Consider the following 14,311-nt stretch of genomic DNA (forward strand, 5'->3'; position numbering starts at 1 on the left):
GGTAAGTGGGAATTTATCGAGCGTACACCAGGGAGTCCAGACCTGAACCACCGAGGAAGGCGACAACCTCCGAATATAAAACCGAGTCGGATAGCTTGGTAGGTTGCAAAACCGAACAGTTGTTCGACTCAATTAATTTTGCGACATTAAAAAAAAACTTCTAAAATCTAGCTCATTTTTAACCGAGTACCGTGGGTTTAAATCCCCGTCACAAAACTTAATTACGAATTACGAACTTGTACTGAGCGCAGCCGAAGTATTACAAATTACGAATTATTTAATTGTTCTAATTTTTGTCTAATCAAAATTTCCACTTCTTCAATCTCAGCATTAGATTTTGGGATATCAAAAGTCTCTGGAGACGCTTTAGATGTAAAGCGGTCAACAAAAGCACGAAACGCTGCTTTGTTGTCGGGGTGAGCAATGACGAAGGCTCTTAACTCGGTTTTGCTCATGCTGCTAAAGTCTGGCTCAATCACAAGAACCTCCAAAAACCATTGCGATAGATTTCTATCTCTATGTTATCTATAGCAGGTAAGGGGAAAATATCAAACCATCTATAGCAATCCTAAATGAGTTGTGAAAATCGAGAAACTCAGATCCCCGACTTCTCAAAGAAGTCGGGGATCTTATTGTTCACGACTGATTTAAGACTGTTTGCTTTACTACTGGACGTGGTTTCTTGCGGTCTGACCTGCGCGTTCCACCAGCCATCCCATATTCATCACTATTTTTGCCATAGCAAGATGCAACATTTAACAGCATTTGCTCAGAATAAGTATTCAACTCTCGTTCTGCTTCTATTAATGCATTGTGTGTCTTATCTACTATTGTTTGTGCTTGATTATAAGCGGCTAACTTTTCTCGTAACTCAATTACTTTAGTGTTGTAAGTAGCAATTGAAAACCCATTACTAAAGTCTAACTCAGGGTTAATTGTCTGCATTCCTTCAATCCGTCGTTCAGCTTTAGTCAGTGAGATGGAGTTTCGTTTCCGTTGCATATAGTTTTCCTATTTGGATTAATTTATAAATAACCCCGATTTGATACACTGAGTTATTTATATATCATCAAGGTACGCAATAGGCAGATGCACTAGCCACAGTGAAGTTACAGAATTATAAAAGCATTGGATGGCATTAGCCAATTAGATAGATGCGGGTATATTTGCTGAAATCCGTTGAGAAAAGCTGGTTTTGATGTCGCAAAAGCTGCTTTTGATGTCGCAAAAGCTAGTTTTAATGTCGCAAAAGCTAGTTTTGATGTCGCAAAAGCTAGTTTTAATGTCGCAAAAGCTAGTTTTAATGTCGCAAAAGCTGGTTTTGATGTCGCAAAAGCTGGTTTTGATGTCGCGGAGCTTTATTATCTCATGTAGAGACGCGATTTATCGCGTCTAAAAAATTGACGCGTTAGACAGACGCGATAAATCGCCGTCTCTACAAAGAATGTACTCGTTAATTATTCCTTGACAGACTACTAACTAATAGTAACAACAGCTACCATCGCATCGGCTGAATGGAAATGAGACGAAGCACACTAAAAATTTATTTTTATAACTAAAAATTTTATTTTATTTATATGTTAAGTAGCTTTTAGGATGTTATCTGTATAATCTATCATTCAGTTGAAATTATCGAATGTATAATCTATCATTCAGTCTGATTTATTATTGACCTCTGTTACTTATTGATAGGTTAAAACTTGGAAACTAGGGCATCTCTTTTTAAGACATAACATACCGCTCACCTAGTAGTTATTTATTAACGTAATTTGAGAAGTTATGTAAGCATACTCTATCTTAGACATGACCTAAACTTGTGCTTCAAAGATCATGAGCCATTATATGAATAGTTAGCACGTTAACAGCACCATCCAATGTCTCAAGACTTATTAAACTCCTTTCAAGAAGCATACAGTAATCTCGAACTGTTCCCGTTGATGGAACGGAACGAAATGGAAAGATTTCGAGTCGAGTATGGTGATGATTTGATTGCAGACCTGAACCAATTAGTAGAAGATAGTCCTAATGGAGATGGCAAAATTGTCTTTACAGGACATCGGGGATGTGGTAAGTCTACTTTGTTAGCTGAATTCAGCCGACAAATTCAAGATAAATATTTTGTAGTTCTCTTTTCTATTGCTGACAAAATTGAAATGTCGGCTGTTAATCATATTAATATACTGTTTGCGATCGCAGTTAATTTAATGACAGAGGCAGAAGCCCGCAAGGTTGATATTCCGCAATCTACTAAAGAAGCTCTTTATAAGTGGTTTGCTACCCGCACTCGTACTGAAGAATTAAATTTACAAGCAGAAGCTAGTATAGGTTTTGACCTCCTAAAATTGATTAGTTCTAAATTAAAAGCTGATGCAAGCGTTCGGGATGAAATTAAGCAAGAATTTGAACGCAAGTTATCAGATTTAGTTGCCAGAATTAACGAAATTGCTGCTTTAATTCAAGCTGCAACTAAACAAAACGTTTTAGTAATTATTGATGATTTAGATAAACTTGACTTAGGCAGAGTTAACGAAATTTATCGAGATAATATTAAAGCTCTCTGCCAACCTAACTTTCAAATTATCTACACCATACCGATCGCAGTCCTTCGAGAAACATTTATTAGCACAATAATTGCCACTGAAACCAACGATCAAGTTGTGGCAATGCCTGTCTTAAAAATATTTGATAAAGGTAAAAATCGCTTTCCTAATGCCCAACCTCGCCCGGAAGCAACAAAGATTCTCGGTGAAGTTTTACAAAAACGGATTCCTAGTGAATTAATTGCGCCTGAAACTGCTGAAAAAATCGTAATTTACAGTGGTGGTGTATTGCGAGAATTAATTCGGATTTCTAAGGAATGTTGTCGCATTTGTTTGCGAATGATTCGGCGAAATCCTTCAGCCGAAGTTATTATTGATGATAAAATTCTTTTGCAAGCAATCAATAAAATTCGCAATGATTTTTCGATACGGTTAGGAAAAACTGATATCGATATTTTGCAGAGTGTTTATGAGCAATTTATGCCCAATGACCCCAAACAAGCAGAGTTTTTAGATTTGTTACATGGGCTGTATGTTCTAGAATATCGCACTGATGAAACTTGGTATGATGTTCATCCAATTATTATCGAAAGCTTGAGAAGACAGGGAGCTATTAATGTTAAATGAGGAATTATTAGATGATGAAGGAGAAAATCAAGATGCGTATGATGATTTAATTGTTTCTATTGAAGCTCAAAAGCGGGGATTAAATTTACTGATTGCGGTTTGCGATGATGCTAGCTTTCGCGATCAGATTATTGCTCAATATGAAGCTGAACTACAACCCGCCTTCAGTGCATATCGAGTAACTTTAGCACGTCAAGAACCAAGCCTGAAAGCTGCTCTTAACCAACTGGTACAACAAGAAGAATATCTCCGTCAGCAGCATCCGGCGGTGATTACTGTGACGGGTGCTGAACAATTGTATTTTCTTAGGTTGGGAAATGAGCAATCAGAACAGGAGAAATTTTTTGGTTACTTACAGTGGACTAGGGAAGGATTGCGCGAATTTCCGTTTGCAATTGTACTTTGGGTAACTAACCAAATTTTAGTCAACCTGATTAAAAAAGCGCCTGATTTTTGGAGTTGGCGCAATGGTGTATTCCGGTTTGAATCTAAAAAGACAAATGCTATTCCTGGTAAAGAACTAGAAAATATCCGCTTTGTTTTTCGAGACACAGAATTAGCCAGCACAGATACTAATGAAACTAATCGCTTTTTCTTACCCATTCAAGATTTACAAAGGTTAATCGAGAAAGTAGAACAAGAACGGGGAACTAAAGACCCCACCTTGGCTACTTTGTACTCAAGATTGGGCGATATTTACCACAGCAGATTAGATCGGGGTGAATCTCAAAATTATCAAGAAGAACAAGAATTAGCAATTAAATATTGGCGTCAGGCGAGTGAGTTACAAAATGAATTGGGTTTGCAGATAGACTTAGCTAATAGCCTCAACAATTTAGCAGGAATATATCGTGCAATCGGAAACTATGCTGAAGCCGAACCCTTATATAAACAAGCTTTAGAATTGAGGAAACGCCTGTTAGGAGAAAATCATCCGGCTTTTGCCACTAGCCTGAATAATTTGGCAGGACTTTACAAATCAACTGGGCAATATAATAAAGCGGAACTTCTATATCAACAAGCTTTAGAACTGAGAAAAAGACTATGGGGAGAAAACCATGCCGATGTTGCCGTCAGTCTGAACAATTTGGCATTACTATATGATGAACAAGGACGTTATGACGAAGCAGAACCACTGTATTTGCAATCATTAGAACTTGAAAAACGTCTGGTTGGCGAAAATCATCTTTCTTTCGCTCTTATACTAAATAATTTAGCGCTACTTTATTATCATCAAGGACGTTACAGTGAAGCTGAACCTTTATCGCAACAAGCAATAGAATTAGATAAGCGATTTTTGGGAGAAGACAATCCTGATGTTGCTACAGATTTGCACAATTTAGGTTTAATATACCGCGCTCAAGGACGCTACAGTGAAGCGGAATCTTTGTTTTTAGAATCATTGGAACTCAAGGAGCGTGTATTACAAAAAGCGCATCCGCTTTTAGCAGATACTATTTACGCTTTGGGTTATATGTACAGGGAACAGGGGCGTTACAATGAAGCGGAATCCTTATGTATAAAAGCCTTAGAACTTGATAAGCACCTATTGGGAGAAAATCATCCCAATGTTGCTGAAAGCCTCAATAATTTGGCAGAAATTTATCGTGCAACTGGACGTTACGGTGAAGCAAAACCGCTTTATTTGCAAGCTTTAGATATTTGCGAACGAGTCTGGGGTGTAAATCATCACCGTAGTGTTACTGTTCGTCAAAATTTAGAGAAACTTGTCACAGCAATGCAGAATAATTAAAAGGAAGTAGCGATTTAAACAATCTGTGATGAAAAACCTAATGATAATGACTAAAAATGTTCGCAATATATAATAGGACTTACGCATACTCTACGAATTCTCGGCGCTTTTCTCTTCGAGACGCTTCGCGAAGGCGTCTTGGCGGTTCGATAAATTAAGGTTTTTAGCAATTTTTGCGTAAGTCCTATATAAGCTAAGGTAGGCAATTTATGACTCAAGCTATACCCAAATTAGTAACCTTTGAAGATTTTGCAGCCTGGCGTCCTGAAGGTGGAAGGTATGAATTACATGATGGCGTGATTCTTGAAATGGCACAACCAGCAGGAGATCATGAAGATATTGTCGGGTTTTTGGTTGAAAAAATTGCCGTTGAGTACGTTCGCAATGGTCTACCTTATTTCATCCCAAAAACAGCATTAGTTAAATCTGCTATTAGTCAGTCCTGCTATTCTCCAGACTTGCTATTACTCAACCGTCCTGCTTTAAAATTAGAGCCACTTTGGCAGAAATATTCTACGGTTGAGTTTGCCGATTCTATCCCTTTAGTGATTGAAGTTATTAGTACTAACTGGCGGGATGATTATTATAAAAAGCTAGGTGAATATGAACAAATAGGGATAAAAGAATATTGGATTGTTGATTATTTAGCTATCGGTGGTAAAAAGTTTATCGGTAATCCTAAACAACCTACTATCTCTATCTACCAATTAGTTGACGGTGAATACCGAGTTACTCAATTTAGAGGCGATGACCGCATCGTATCACCTATTTTTCCCGAACTAAACCTGATTGCTCAACAGATTCTGCAAGCTGGTAGTTCCCAGTTATAGCCGCGATCGCGCACAAGTCTATACTTTTAGATACCCGACCTCTTAAACAAGTCGGGTATCTCTAGAAAGCTTGCTCAATTGTCCTTCAAATAAATCTACTAGCGAACGCCGACAAAACCAGCTTGCTCAATTGCTCTTTGCCCTTGGTCAGTTAATAAAAGATTGGCATAAGCATTTCCAATCTGCTTTTCTGAACCTTTATTCTGCTTAATAATTACAAACAAATTAGCAATCATCGGATAGCTGCCATTTTTGATCGCCTGAGTATTTAGCTGGTTGCGCTGACGTGGACATTGCTCAGACGGCACTATTGGCTCCTGATACGGGGTAATTAGCTGACCAGAAGTGTTACCCAATGGTAAAGCCTTCACGCTACATTGAAAGACTACTGAACGGGCAGAAGCGTAATACACACCACCAGGGGTTTTACTGAGTTGGCGTACCGCTTCTGTAGCAGAGTAGACATATTGCACATTAGAGCCAAATGCTTGCCCCTTTAAGTCGCTATTGTTAGGGAATATTACTGTATCTGCGTCCTCTGGGCGTTGAGAAAAAGCTGTGATGGGTAGATTTGGCCCGCCGACTTGATTCCAATTAGTAATTTTCCCTAAATAAATCTGCTGCAATTGTTCAACAGTTAAACCAGGCACATTGAGTGATGGATTGACTACCACTGCTATCCCATCCATACCCACTTGACGTTGCTCAAGGGTGAAGCCTCGCTCTTTTGCCGTAGCTTTTTCTTCATCTGTGAGGGGACGGGAAGACTGAGCAAAGTCTAGTTTCCCATCAAGTAACATCCGAATGCCGGAGCTAGAACCAGGACTAGCATTAACAGGGTTTACATAACGTAATTGTAGTTCCGGGCGATCGCTCTGGATCTGAGAATCTACTAATTGCCGAATAGATGCCCAAGCAGTACTACCTCCGTAGTTGAATGAGGCAGGGGGAACATCAGCAACTGTCTGAAAAGTTGATTCATTAGTGGATTCATTATTAGAGATGCGATTGAAATTTTGATTAGAGGAAGAGTTAATGCTGTTGCGGGACAATAAATTTGGCTTCAATAACCACCAAAGTAATCCGCCAATAACCATAAGTGTGAGAACTTTACCAATAATCAAACCTCTGAGAAAGAGAGAGATTTCGCTGTTAATTAAAGCTTTTCTTTGATTTGTATTGTCCATATTTTTAAATTTTCTTTAATTGTATTTATCTTACAGGAATATCTAAGTATTTATCCTACAGTCATCTTGAAATATTTAAATTTACAGTAAATTTGTAATAGCTAGTTAATAGCCAGTCTGATGATTGCTGCTAGATGATTAACTTTTCTAATGTAGTGAAATTAAATTTGCTCTTTGGTAGTTTTTGCAATGGTGCAATTGCTTTGACAGATTCTTCTGTTAGGTGCTGATTTAGCTAGTAGACTACTTGTATTAGTTAACGGGAACTCAACAAATCTTTCTAGAAAACTCTTGAGTGGAGTAGGTTGGTTTGGCAGCGATGTCCCCGTATTAATAAATGTGTAGATTAAAACTATTACTATCAAACTAGTGGTTGCACCAAGACCGATGCCCAGCAGCAAAATAAAGTTTCTATAAGTTAGCAAATAGCTATCATCAGCCTTGTGGTTGATGTCAGCAGATTGTGAAGAATGTGACAACGCTACATCAGAATTAAGTGCTTGTAAAGCTTCTGTGGCAGACTGATAACGCTGGTTGTAGCGATCGCGAACCATTGTATCTAAAATATTTGCCAGAGCATCACTTACCTCTGCCTTGTCGCGCCAGATAACTTCTCCAGTACTGGGATCTTCTGGTAATTGCTCAGGTATTAGACCTGTTAAAGCTTGAATGCCAATCATCCCGACTGCATAGATATCGCTGCAAAGTTTTGGCTTTCCTTTAGCTTGTTCGCTTGGCATATAGCCAGGAGTGCCAACAGCAATTGTTAAGCCTGCTCCCAAAGCACCAATTTTCTTAATACTGCCAAAGTCAATTAGCACAATCTTTTGATCGGAGTACCGCCGCATTAAGTTTTGAGGCTTAATATCTCGGTGAATAATATCGTGTTGGTGGACGAAGGCTAACACTTCTAGGATGTCTTTTAATAAATTTAAGACTGTATTCTCTTTAAGACGCTGACCTGGGACAATTTCTTGAGTCAACGCATGACCATCAATAAATTCCTGGACTAAATAGAAATCTCCATCTTCATTAAAATGGGCAAACAGTCTCGGAATTTGATCGTGGTCGTTGCCTAGCTGATATAAAACTTCCGCTTCCCGATCGAATAGCTTTTTAGCGATGGGTAGAACAGCAGGGTTAGAATCTTTCGGGTGGAAATGTTTAACGACACAATGAGGTTGTCCTGGTAAATCCAAGTCAATAGCCAAGTAGGTATCACCAGAACCTCCGCTTCCTAAGTGTTTGACAATCTCAAAGCGATTCCGAAGTGTTTTTCTGTTGAGCGAGTATCTATGCCTGTTACGTGTAGCACCCCCTACTAAGTAAGTATCACCAGATTCTCCGCTTCCCATCACTTTGACAGTTTCAAAGCGACTTCGGAGTGTTTTTCTGACTAGAGGGTTCTGGCTCATGTGGCGTATACTACTTCTTAATTTACTGACCATTCAGAGCTTGAGTGAGGTTATGGATAACTGCTTGCTGCTAGATATACTGGTATTTGCGGCAGTTAGCCATCGCGCGACCTATGTTTGGATACTTTGTTGCTTAATTGCTTGATTGCTTTGTTTAATACTCTTATAAGTATCTTAATACAAAATTAATTTATGAAACACTTCTGTAATATTATCACTTAAGTAAATTTAACACTAGTCCACAGGATTTAAACTGTGGGCAGAGAATAATTAATATTTATGAGTCAGGATGGTTATTTATTTTTACTGTTAAGTCTGATTACTGACAAAACCTTGAACAGTGAAATTTAAAGGTACAAATACCTTTACGGTGTTCGCCACAGTTTTGTTACCAGATTTTAGTCGTTACTAACTGCGATCGCGTTGTCAGATCAATGTGAGTTTGACGAAAAAACTAAAAAATATCGGGTAAGTTTTTGAGTTAAATATCGAGTGATGGTTTTTGAAGTAAATTAGTTGTAATTTTTATTTAACTTTTTTAGGCAACCGATAAATATGCGTTATCTGTAGCCATTAGACCTCTTGCAAAAGTGCTTTTTGCAAGAGGGGGAAAAGGGTAAAGGTTAAAGGGGAAGGGGACAATACAGAACCTTTTCCCCTTCCCCCTTACCCTTTTCCCGACTTATGCAAGAAGTCTATTGTATAAGGGTAGCACTGCTACGTCTCTACAATCTTTTTCACTGATATTTTTATTCTGTTAATTAAAAAAGCCCCCTAGTGGGGGCTTATGAAGTTGTCCGCGTGGATTGAACAACTAATTAATTAATACTTACAGTAGATACAGTAATCCGAACAAAATAATCCAAATCACGTCAACGAAGTGCCAGTAGATTTCGGCTGCTTCAATACCAAAGTGCTTTTCGTTACTATAGTGACCCGGAGTGCGCGATCGCCACAACACAGCAACAATTGCCAAAACGCCGATGGTAACGTGCAATCCGTGAAAACCAGTCAAAACGTAAAATGCACTAGCAAATAAATTGGTAGTCAAACCAAATTCCAAATGGGTATATTCATATACTTGACCTATCAAGAAAATAGCACCCATTGCAGCGGTAATTGCTAACCAGATTTGCGCACCCTTTGCATCATTCTTTTTAATAGCAGTGTCGGCATTGTGCATGACAAAACTACTAGAAATTAGATTGATAGTGTTGACTCCAGGTAATAAGAGTTCTAACTCTGGAGTCCCTGCTGGTGGCCATGCAGGTAAGGTAGCACGGAAAGCCAAGTAGGCTCCGAACAGTCCCATAAAAATCATCCCTTCAGCAATCAGGAAAACATATAGTCCAAACAGGCGATGGTCTGGATGTTCTTCGTGATGACCGACAGATGCTTCTGCTGCGTGGTGATGATTCAGTTCCGTTTTAGCTGGGTCAATAGTTTGACTTTGCATGAATTTTTATAAGTGGGGAATGGGGAATGGGGAGTGAAAAGTTAGGAGTTAGGAGTTCAAAATTTTGAACTAACAACTTTATTAAAGTCATAACTCATCATTCATAACTCCTAACTCATAACTCTACTATTTCCGGTCTTCTGGATTAGCGGCAACCGCTGGATCGGGTTCTGCTCTTAATACTGAGTTTGGCCCACCAGATAAGATTGGATTGGGATCATATAAAGGTACACCTTCATTAGCATGTTCCAAACCGTAGTCGTAGGGGCCTGTAGCCAGCACTGGGGTTTGATCGAAATTTTCGATCGCAGGTGGTGAGGTAGTCATCCACTCTAAGGTAAGTGCCCTCCAAGGATTATTGCCAGCTTTCTCGCCGTACAACCAACTCCAAATCGCATTGATGATGAAGGGAAATGTCGAAATTGCCAGTATGTAAGAACCATAGGTGCAGATTTCGTTTAATGTGGTGAATTTGGGGTCATATTGGGCAATACGGCGATTCATGCCCATTAAACCCAGTTTGTGCATGGGTAAAAAGGTCATGTTTAGACCGACAATTGTCAAGGCAAAGTGAACCTTACCCCAAAATTCGTTTACCATCCGTCCCGTCATTTTCGGGAACCAGTGGTAAATAGCTGCAAAAATTCCTAATACGCTACCGCCAAATAGGACGTAGTGCAAGTGGGCAACCACAAAATAAGTATCGTGAACGTGAATATCAAAAGGCACTGCTGCCAACATCACGCCACTAATCCCGCCGATTACAAAAGTGCCGACAAAGCCGATGGCGAACAACATGGCACTATTAAGCTGGATTTTTCCACCCCACATTGTTGCTAACCAGCTGAAAATTTTAATTCCTGTGGGTACGGCAATGATCATGGTGGTGATCATAAAAAACATCCGCAACCAACCGGGGATACCGCTGGTAAACATGTGGTGCGCCCAAACAATTAGCCCCAAAAAGCTAATAGCAAGAGACGAATAAGCGATCGCTTTATAGCCAAAAATCGGCTTGCGGGAATGAATGGGGATAATTTCTGAAATTGCGCCAAAGAAGGGCAAAATCATGATATAAACCGCTGGGTGGGAGTAAAACCAGAACATGTGTTGGTATACTACTGGGTCGCCCCCGCCAGTTGGGTTAAAGAATGTTGTCCCGGCAATTAAGTCAAAGGCAAGCAGAATCAAACCTGCTGCTAAGACTGGGGTTGATACCAAAACTAGGCACGAAGTGGCGAACATCGCCCAGCAGAACAAGGGCATTTTGTGAATGTCCATGCTGGGGATACGCATCTTGATCAATGTCACCAGGAAATTTATCGACCCCAAAATTGAGGACGTACCCAGCAGCAGGACACTCATAATCCAAATGCCTTCGCCCACTTGTCCCGTTACCAAACTCAGGGGAGGGTAGGAAGTCCAGCCGGCATCTGGTGCATCGCCTACCACTAAACTGGCGATTAGCAATATACCCGCAGGGGGAATCATCCAAAAGGCAACAGCATTCAGCCGAGGGAATGCCATATCTTTTGCCCCAATCATTAGGGGAATTAGATAGTTAGCAAACCCTGCCCCGGCTGGCACAATCCACAAGAAAATCATGATCGTGGCGTGCAGTGTAAACAGACTGTTGTAGACTTCCGGGGTGACAAAATCTACCTCTGGGGTTCGCAATTCCGTGCGAACCAAATCAGCCATCACGCCGCCAATGCAGTAGAAAATAAACGAAGTGACTAGATATTGAATCCCAATCACCTTATGGTCGGTTTGAAAACCAAAGAAGTCTTGCCATTTTCTGACCCCTGGTTCCTCAAGAAGGGCAGGGATATTGGCAGTTTCTTGCAACTGAGCTTGTGTCATAGTCATTAGTCATTGGTCATTAGTCATTAGTCATTAGTCATTGGATTTTGACTAAATAACATATTGATTAATGGTGAACTTGATGGAGGATTTCTGGTTTAATTCCCATGTCCTTGGTATAAGGCGCGAGAAATTCATGTGGGGATAGATCGGCAGGGTTAACAGCGATCGCTTGATTTAGTGTTTCTTTGCTAGCAACTAGCTGTTCTTGTACCCATTTATCAAAGGCTTCTTGTGGCTCAACAACTACTGGCGCTCTCATTGCACCGTGGTAGGGGCCACAAAGTTCAGCACAGATTAGGACATAATCTCCTACTTTTTGAGGGGTGAAGCGAATCTCGCTTTGCCTACCGGGGATCGCATCTTGTTTCAGTCGGAACTCTGGAACCCAGAAGGCATGAATGACATCGTTGGCTGTCATGCTGATTTGCACTTCTCGCCCAATGGGGACGTGCATTTCACCTGTAGTTATACCAGTTTCAGGATATGTGAAAATCCAGGCATATTGTAGACCAGTGACGTTGACTTGTAATTCAGCTGGTTTACCTGCTTTTTCAGGAGTGCCGCCAATTGTCGGAGCAACACTACCTACACCTGGGGCATTCCGCAGTTGGGGAATTTGGTCAGCATTACGAACTTCTGCCGTAGCTGGGTCTTGCATTGCCTCATCAGATTTTTCTTGATTGAGGTTCGGTTCAGTGCTGGGAGGTGTATCGCTTAAAGTTGCAGCGAACGCACTTCCAGGCATTGCCATTGACTCCTGACTCATCGGTGCTTCATGGATAGAATGGGGATCAAAGCCACCGATTTCGTTGTACACATCAAAGCTGTAAACAGAAATACCGATAACGATAATTGCTGGGATCGCCGTCCAGAGAATTTCTAAAGGTATATTACCTTCAACTGGTGGGCCGTCTTCATTGTCACCTGCACGCCGACGATATCTAAATGCAGAGTAAATTAAAATACCTTCAACGAGCAGAAATATCCCTGTAGAAACGATCATCATCGCGTTGAACAGACCATCCACCAAGACGGCTTCATCAGTGGCGGCTGCTGGCAACAGACCGTGATTTTGACCGTACCAAAGGCTGGCTAGCGTTAGCACGATGCCAATGAGTAATGTCCAGATGGAACTTGGAATCTTCACGGCTTACTTAATTGAATTTACTATGTTATCTCGAAGCTACTCACTTACTAAGGTAGTCTAGGCTGTCAGACATGGGGGACAAAGGTCTGAAATTTTTATTAATTTTTTTGGCTATTTTAGTAATTTTGAGTATGAGTTTACTATCATACAACGCCAAAAATAGATGCAAACCAGTGAAAAAATTTAAGAAAAAATTTAGAATGCTTAAATTAATTGTCATTAATCAATTTTTGACATCTTGAAAAATACCTAAAGCTTCAGGCAAAACCTTGCCAGAGTGATTCAAAGTATAAGTGAGTGCTAATCTATAAACCCTTAGCCTATACGCTAGGGTGAAGATGGGACGCTAAAAGAAAATTGAAAATTTTAAGAGATCCACCAAGAGCGGGCAGAAGGTATCCTTCATGAGCGAATTTGTCCTACAACAACAAAATGAAGCGGCAGTTGAGCAGCAAAAGCCCAAGGAAATGATTCGTCGCTTGGTGTGGAAAATATGCATAGCCACCTTAATTTTGATGGCAATAGGCAGTGCCACCCGCGTGATGAATGCTGGACTTGCTTGCCCAGACTGGCCCTTATGCTATGGCGAACTCGTGCCAGCCAAGCAGATGAATCTCCAGGTATTCCTGGAGTGGTTTCACAGATTGGATGCAGCTTTAATTGGTTTAAGCGCGATCGCACTCTTCGGTTTGTCCTGGTGGCATCGTCGTTTCTTACCCTCTTGGCTGCCTTGGGCATCTACATTCGCCCTATTTCTAATCGTCTTCCAAGGCGTTTTGGGGGGACTCACCGTCACCGAACTGTTGCGGTTTGATATTGTTACCGCCCATTTAGGCACGGCGCTATTGTTTTTTAGCACCCTCTTGATTATCGGCACAGCACTCACACCCTATCAGGGGACTGGAACCGTTGGTAAGTTACCTTGGGTCAGTTTAACTGCTGCTGTTTTAGTTTACCTGCAAAGTCTGCTAGGTGCTTTGGTCGGCTCTCGCTGGGCGCTACATCAATGCCTCGGCGGTTCTCAACTTTGTACTGTAATGTACAGCCATATTGCTGGTTTAGTGCCGCCAACAGTGGCAACCTTGGCAATGGTATTTATCTGTTGGCGGACACCAGCACTACATCCAGCCTTGCGGCGACTGGCAAATATGGCTGGTGGGTTGTTGACGTTACAAATCTTGTTGGGATTTGCCACCTTCAAATTACATCTCCAAGTCGAACCTCTCACAGTCTCTCACCAAGCGATAGGAGCAGCTTTGCTGGGTACTTTGGTGGCTTTCACAGTTCTCGCATTGCGTGACTGGGCTACTAGCCGCGAGATCACAGTCTTGAGCAATGAGTGCTGAGTATGGAGTCAGAGAACAAAGGGAGTAGTGGAAGCAAGAATTCCTAACTCTTGTACAGACGCGATTAATCGTGTCTCTAACTCCTAACTGAGCACTAAATTATGGCCGCAACGGCGAGTATTGCGACCCACGCAGGTGCAGAAA

General features: G+C 40.9%; 12 protein-coding genes. 5 read left to right on the plus strand and 7 right to left on the minus strand.

Annotated features, from left to right (window positions below; genetic code table 11):
* Positions 1-266 precede the first annotated feature (266 nt).
* Together RMX69_RS19815 and RMX69_RS19820 are read right to left on the minus strand one after the other, a co-directional pair.
* Positions 267-479: a DUF6887 family protein gene (locus RMX69_RS19815; protein WP_322638468.1), complete on the minus strand. Its 213-nt coding sequence runs from the start codon at positions 477-479 to the stop codon at positions 267-269.
* 157 nt (positions 480-636) lie between these two features.
* Positions 637-1,002, minus strand: a complete 366-nt coding sequence (locus RMX69_RS19820; RefSeq protein ID WP_322638469.1) for a hypothetical protein — start codon at positions 1,000-1,002, stop codon at positions 637-639.
* A 177-nt stretch (positions 1,003-1,179) separates the two neighbouring features.
* Here RMX69_RS19820 and RMX69_RS19825 point away from each other — a divergent pair, with 177 nt between their 5' ends.
* The 4 genes from RMX69_RS19825 to RMX69_RS19840 all read left to right on the plus strand — a co-directional run bounded on the left by RMX69_RS19825 (position 1,180) and on the right by RMX69_RS19840 (position 5,750).
* The gene (locus RMX69_RS19825) at positions 1,180-1,374 is read left to right on the plus strand and encodes a hypothetical protein (RefSeq protein ID WP_322638470.1); all 195 of its coding nucleotides are present in this window, start codon (positions 1,180-1,182) and stop codon (positions 1,372-1,374) included.
* Positions 1,375-1,874: 500 nt separating this feature from the next.
* Complete coding sequence (locus tag RMX69_RS19830) at positions 1,875-3,167, plus strand: ATP-binding protein (RefSeq protein ID WP_289799497.1); 1,293 nt, start codon at positions 1,875-1,877, stop codon at positions 3,165-3,167.
* Positions 3,157-4,920, plus strand: coding sequence for a tetratricopeptide repeat protein (locus RMX69_RS19835; RefSeq protein ID WP_322638471.1), 1,764 nt, complete (start codon positions 3,157-3,159; stop codon positions 4,918-4,920). Before RMX69_RS19830 ends, RMX69_RS19835 begins: the two co-directional genes overlap by 11 nt.
* Before the next feature lie 209 nt (positions 4,921-5,129).
* On the plus strand, positions 5,130-5,750 hold the full coding sequence (locus RMX69_RS19840; RefSeq protein ID WP_322638472.1) for a Uma2 family endonuclease: 621 nt from the start codon (positions 5,130-5,132) through the stop codon (positions 5,748-5,750).
* A 98-nt stretch (positions 5,751-5,848) separates the two neighbouring features.
* Here the strand turns inward: RMX69_RS19840 and RMX69_RS19845 are convergent, their stop codons facing one another.
* The 5 genes from RMX69_RS19845 to RMX69_RS19865 all read right to left on the minus strand — a co-directional run bounded on the left by RMX69_RS19845 (position 5,849) and on the right by RMX69_RS19865 (position 12,821).
* Positions 5,849-6,937: a PstS family phosphate ABC transporter substrate-binding protein gene (locus RMX69_RS19845; protein WP_322638473.1), complete on the minus strand. Its 1,089-nt coding sequence runs from the start codon at positions 6,935-6,937 to the stop codon at positions 5,849-5,851.
* A gap of 161 nt (positions 6,938-7,098) precedes the next feature.
* On the minus strand, positions 7,099-8,352 hold the full coding sequence (locus tag RMX69_RS19850; RefSeq protein WP_289799501.1) for a serine/threonine-protein kinase: 1,254 nt from the start codon (positions 8,350-8,352) through the stop codon (positions 7,099-7,101).
* 829 nt (positions 8,353-9,181) lie between these two features.
* Positions 9,182-9,808, minus strand: coding sequence for a cytochrome c oxidase subunit 3 (locus RMX69_RS19855; protein ID WP_289799502.1), 627 nt, complete (start codon positions 9,806-9,808; stop codon positions 9,182-9,184).
* Positions 9,809-9,934: 126 nt separating this feature from the next.
* Positions 9,935-11,671: a cytochrome c oxidase subunit I gene (gene ctaD, locus RMX69_RS19860; protein ID WP_322638487.1), complete on the minus strand. Its 1,737-nt coding sequence runs from the start codon at positions 11,669-11,671 to the stop codon at positions 9,935-9,937.
* Positions 11,672-11,738: 67 nt separating this feature from the next.
* Positions 11,739-12,821, minus strand: coding sequence for a cytochrome c oxidase subunit II (locus RMX69_RS19865; RefSeq protein WP_322638474.1), 1,083 nt, complete (start codon positions 12,819-12,821; stop codon positions 11,739-11,741).
* A gap of 404 nt (positions 12,822-13,225) precedes the next feature.
* Here RMX69_RS19865 and RMX69_RS19870 point away from each other — a divergent pair, with 404 nt between their 5' ends.
* The gene (locus RMX69_RS19870) at positions 13,226-14,167 is read left to right on the plus strand and encodes a COX15/CtaA family protein (protein ID WP_069071819.1); all 942 of its coding nucleotides are present in this window, start codon (positions 13,226-13,228) and stop codon (positions 14,165-14,167) included.
* The last annotated feature ends 144 nt before the right edge of the window (positions 14,168-14,311 follow it).

Source organism: Nostoc sp. EspVER01, assembly GCF_034530635.1.
In the GTDB taxonomy this organism is placed as follows: Bacteria; Cyanobacteriota; Cyanobacteriia; order Cyanobacteriales; family Nostocaceae; genus Nostoc.

Coding starts and splice junctions, on each gene's coding strand:
- RMX69_RS19820 (WP_322638469.1), bottom strand. CDS start 1,002: ATGCAACGGAAACGAAACTCCATCTCACTGACTAAAGCTGAACGACGG.
- RMX69_RS19830 (WP_289799497.1), top strand. CDS start 1,875: ATGTCTCAAGACTTATTAAACTCCTTTCAAGAAGCATACAGTAATCTC.
- RMX69_RS19835 (WP_322638471.1), top strand. CDS start 3,157: ATGTTAAATGAGGAATTATTAGATGATGAAGGAGAAAATCAAGATGCG.
- RMX69_RS19840 (WP_322638472.1), top strand. CDS start 5,130: ATGACTCAAGCTATACCCAAATTAGTAACCTTTGAAGATTTTGCAGCC.
- RMX69_RS19845 (WP_322638473.1), bottom strand. CDS start 6,937: ATGGACAATACAAATCAAAGAAAAGCTTTAATTAACAGCGAAATCTCT.
- RMX69_RS19850 (WP_289799501.1), bottom strand. CDS start 8,352: ATGAGCCAGAACCCTCTAGTCAGAAAAACACTCCGAAGTCGCTTTGAA.
- RMX69_RS19855 (WP_289799502.1), bottom strand. CDS start 9,808: ATGCAAAGTCAAACTATTGACCCAGCTAAAACGGAACTGAATCATCAC.
- ctaD (WP_322638487.1), bottom strand. CDS start 11,671: ATGACACAAGCTCAGTTGCAAGAAACTGCCAATATCCCTGCCCTTCTT.
- RMX69_RS19870 (WP_069071819.1), top strand. CDS start 13,226: ATGAGCGAATTTGTCCTACAACAACAAAATGAAGCGGCAGTTGAGCAG.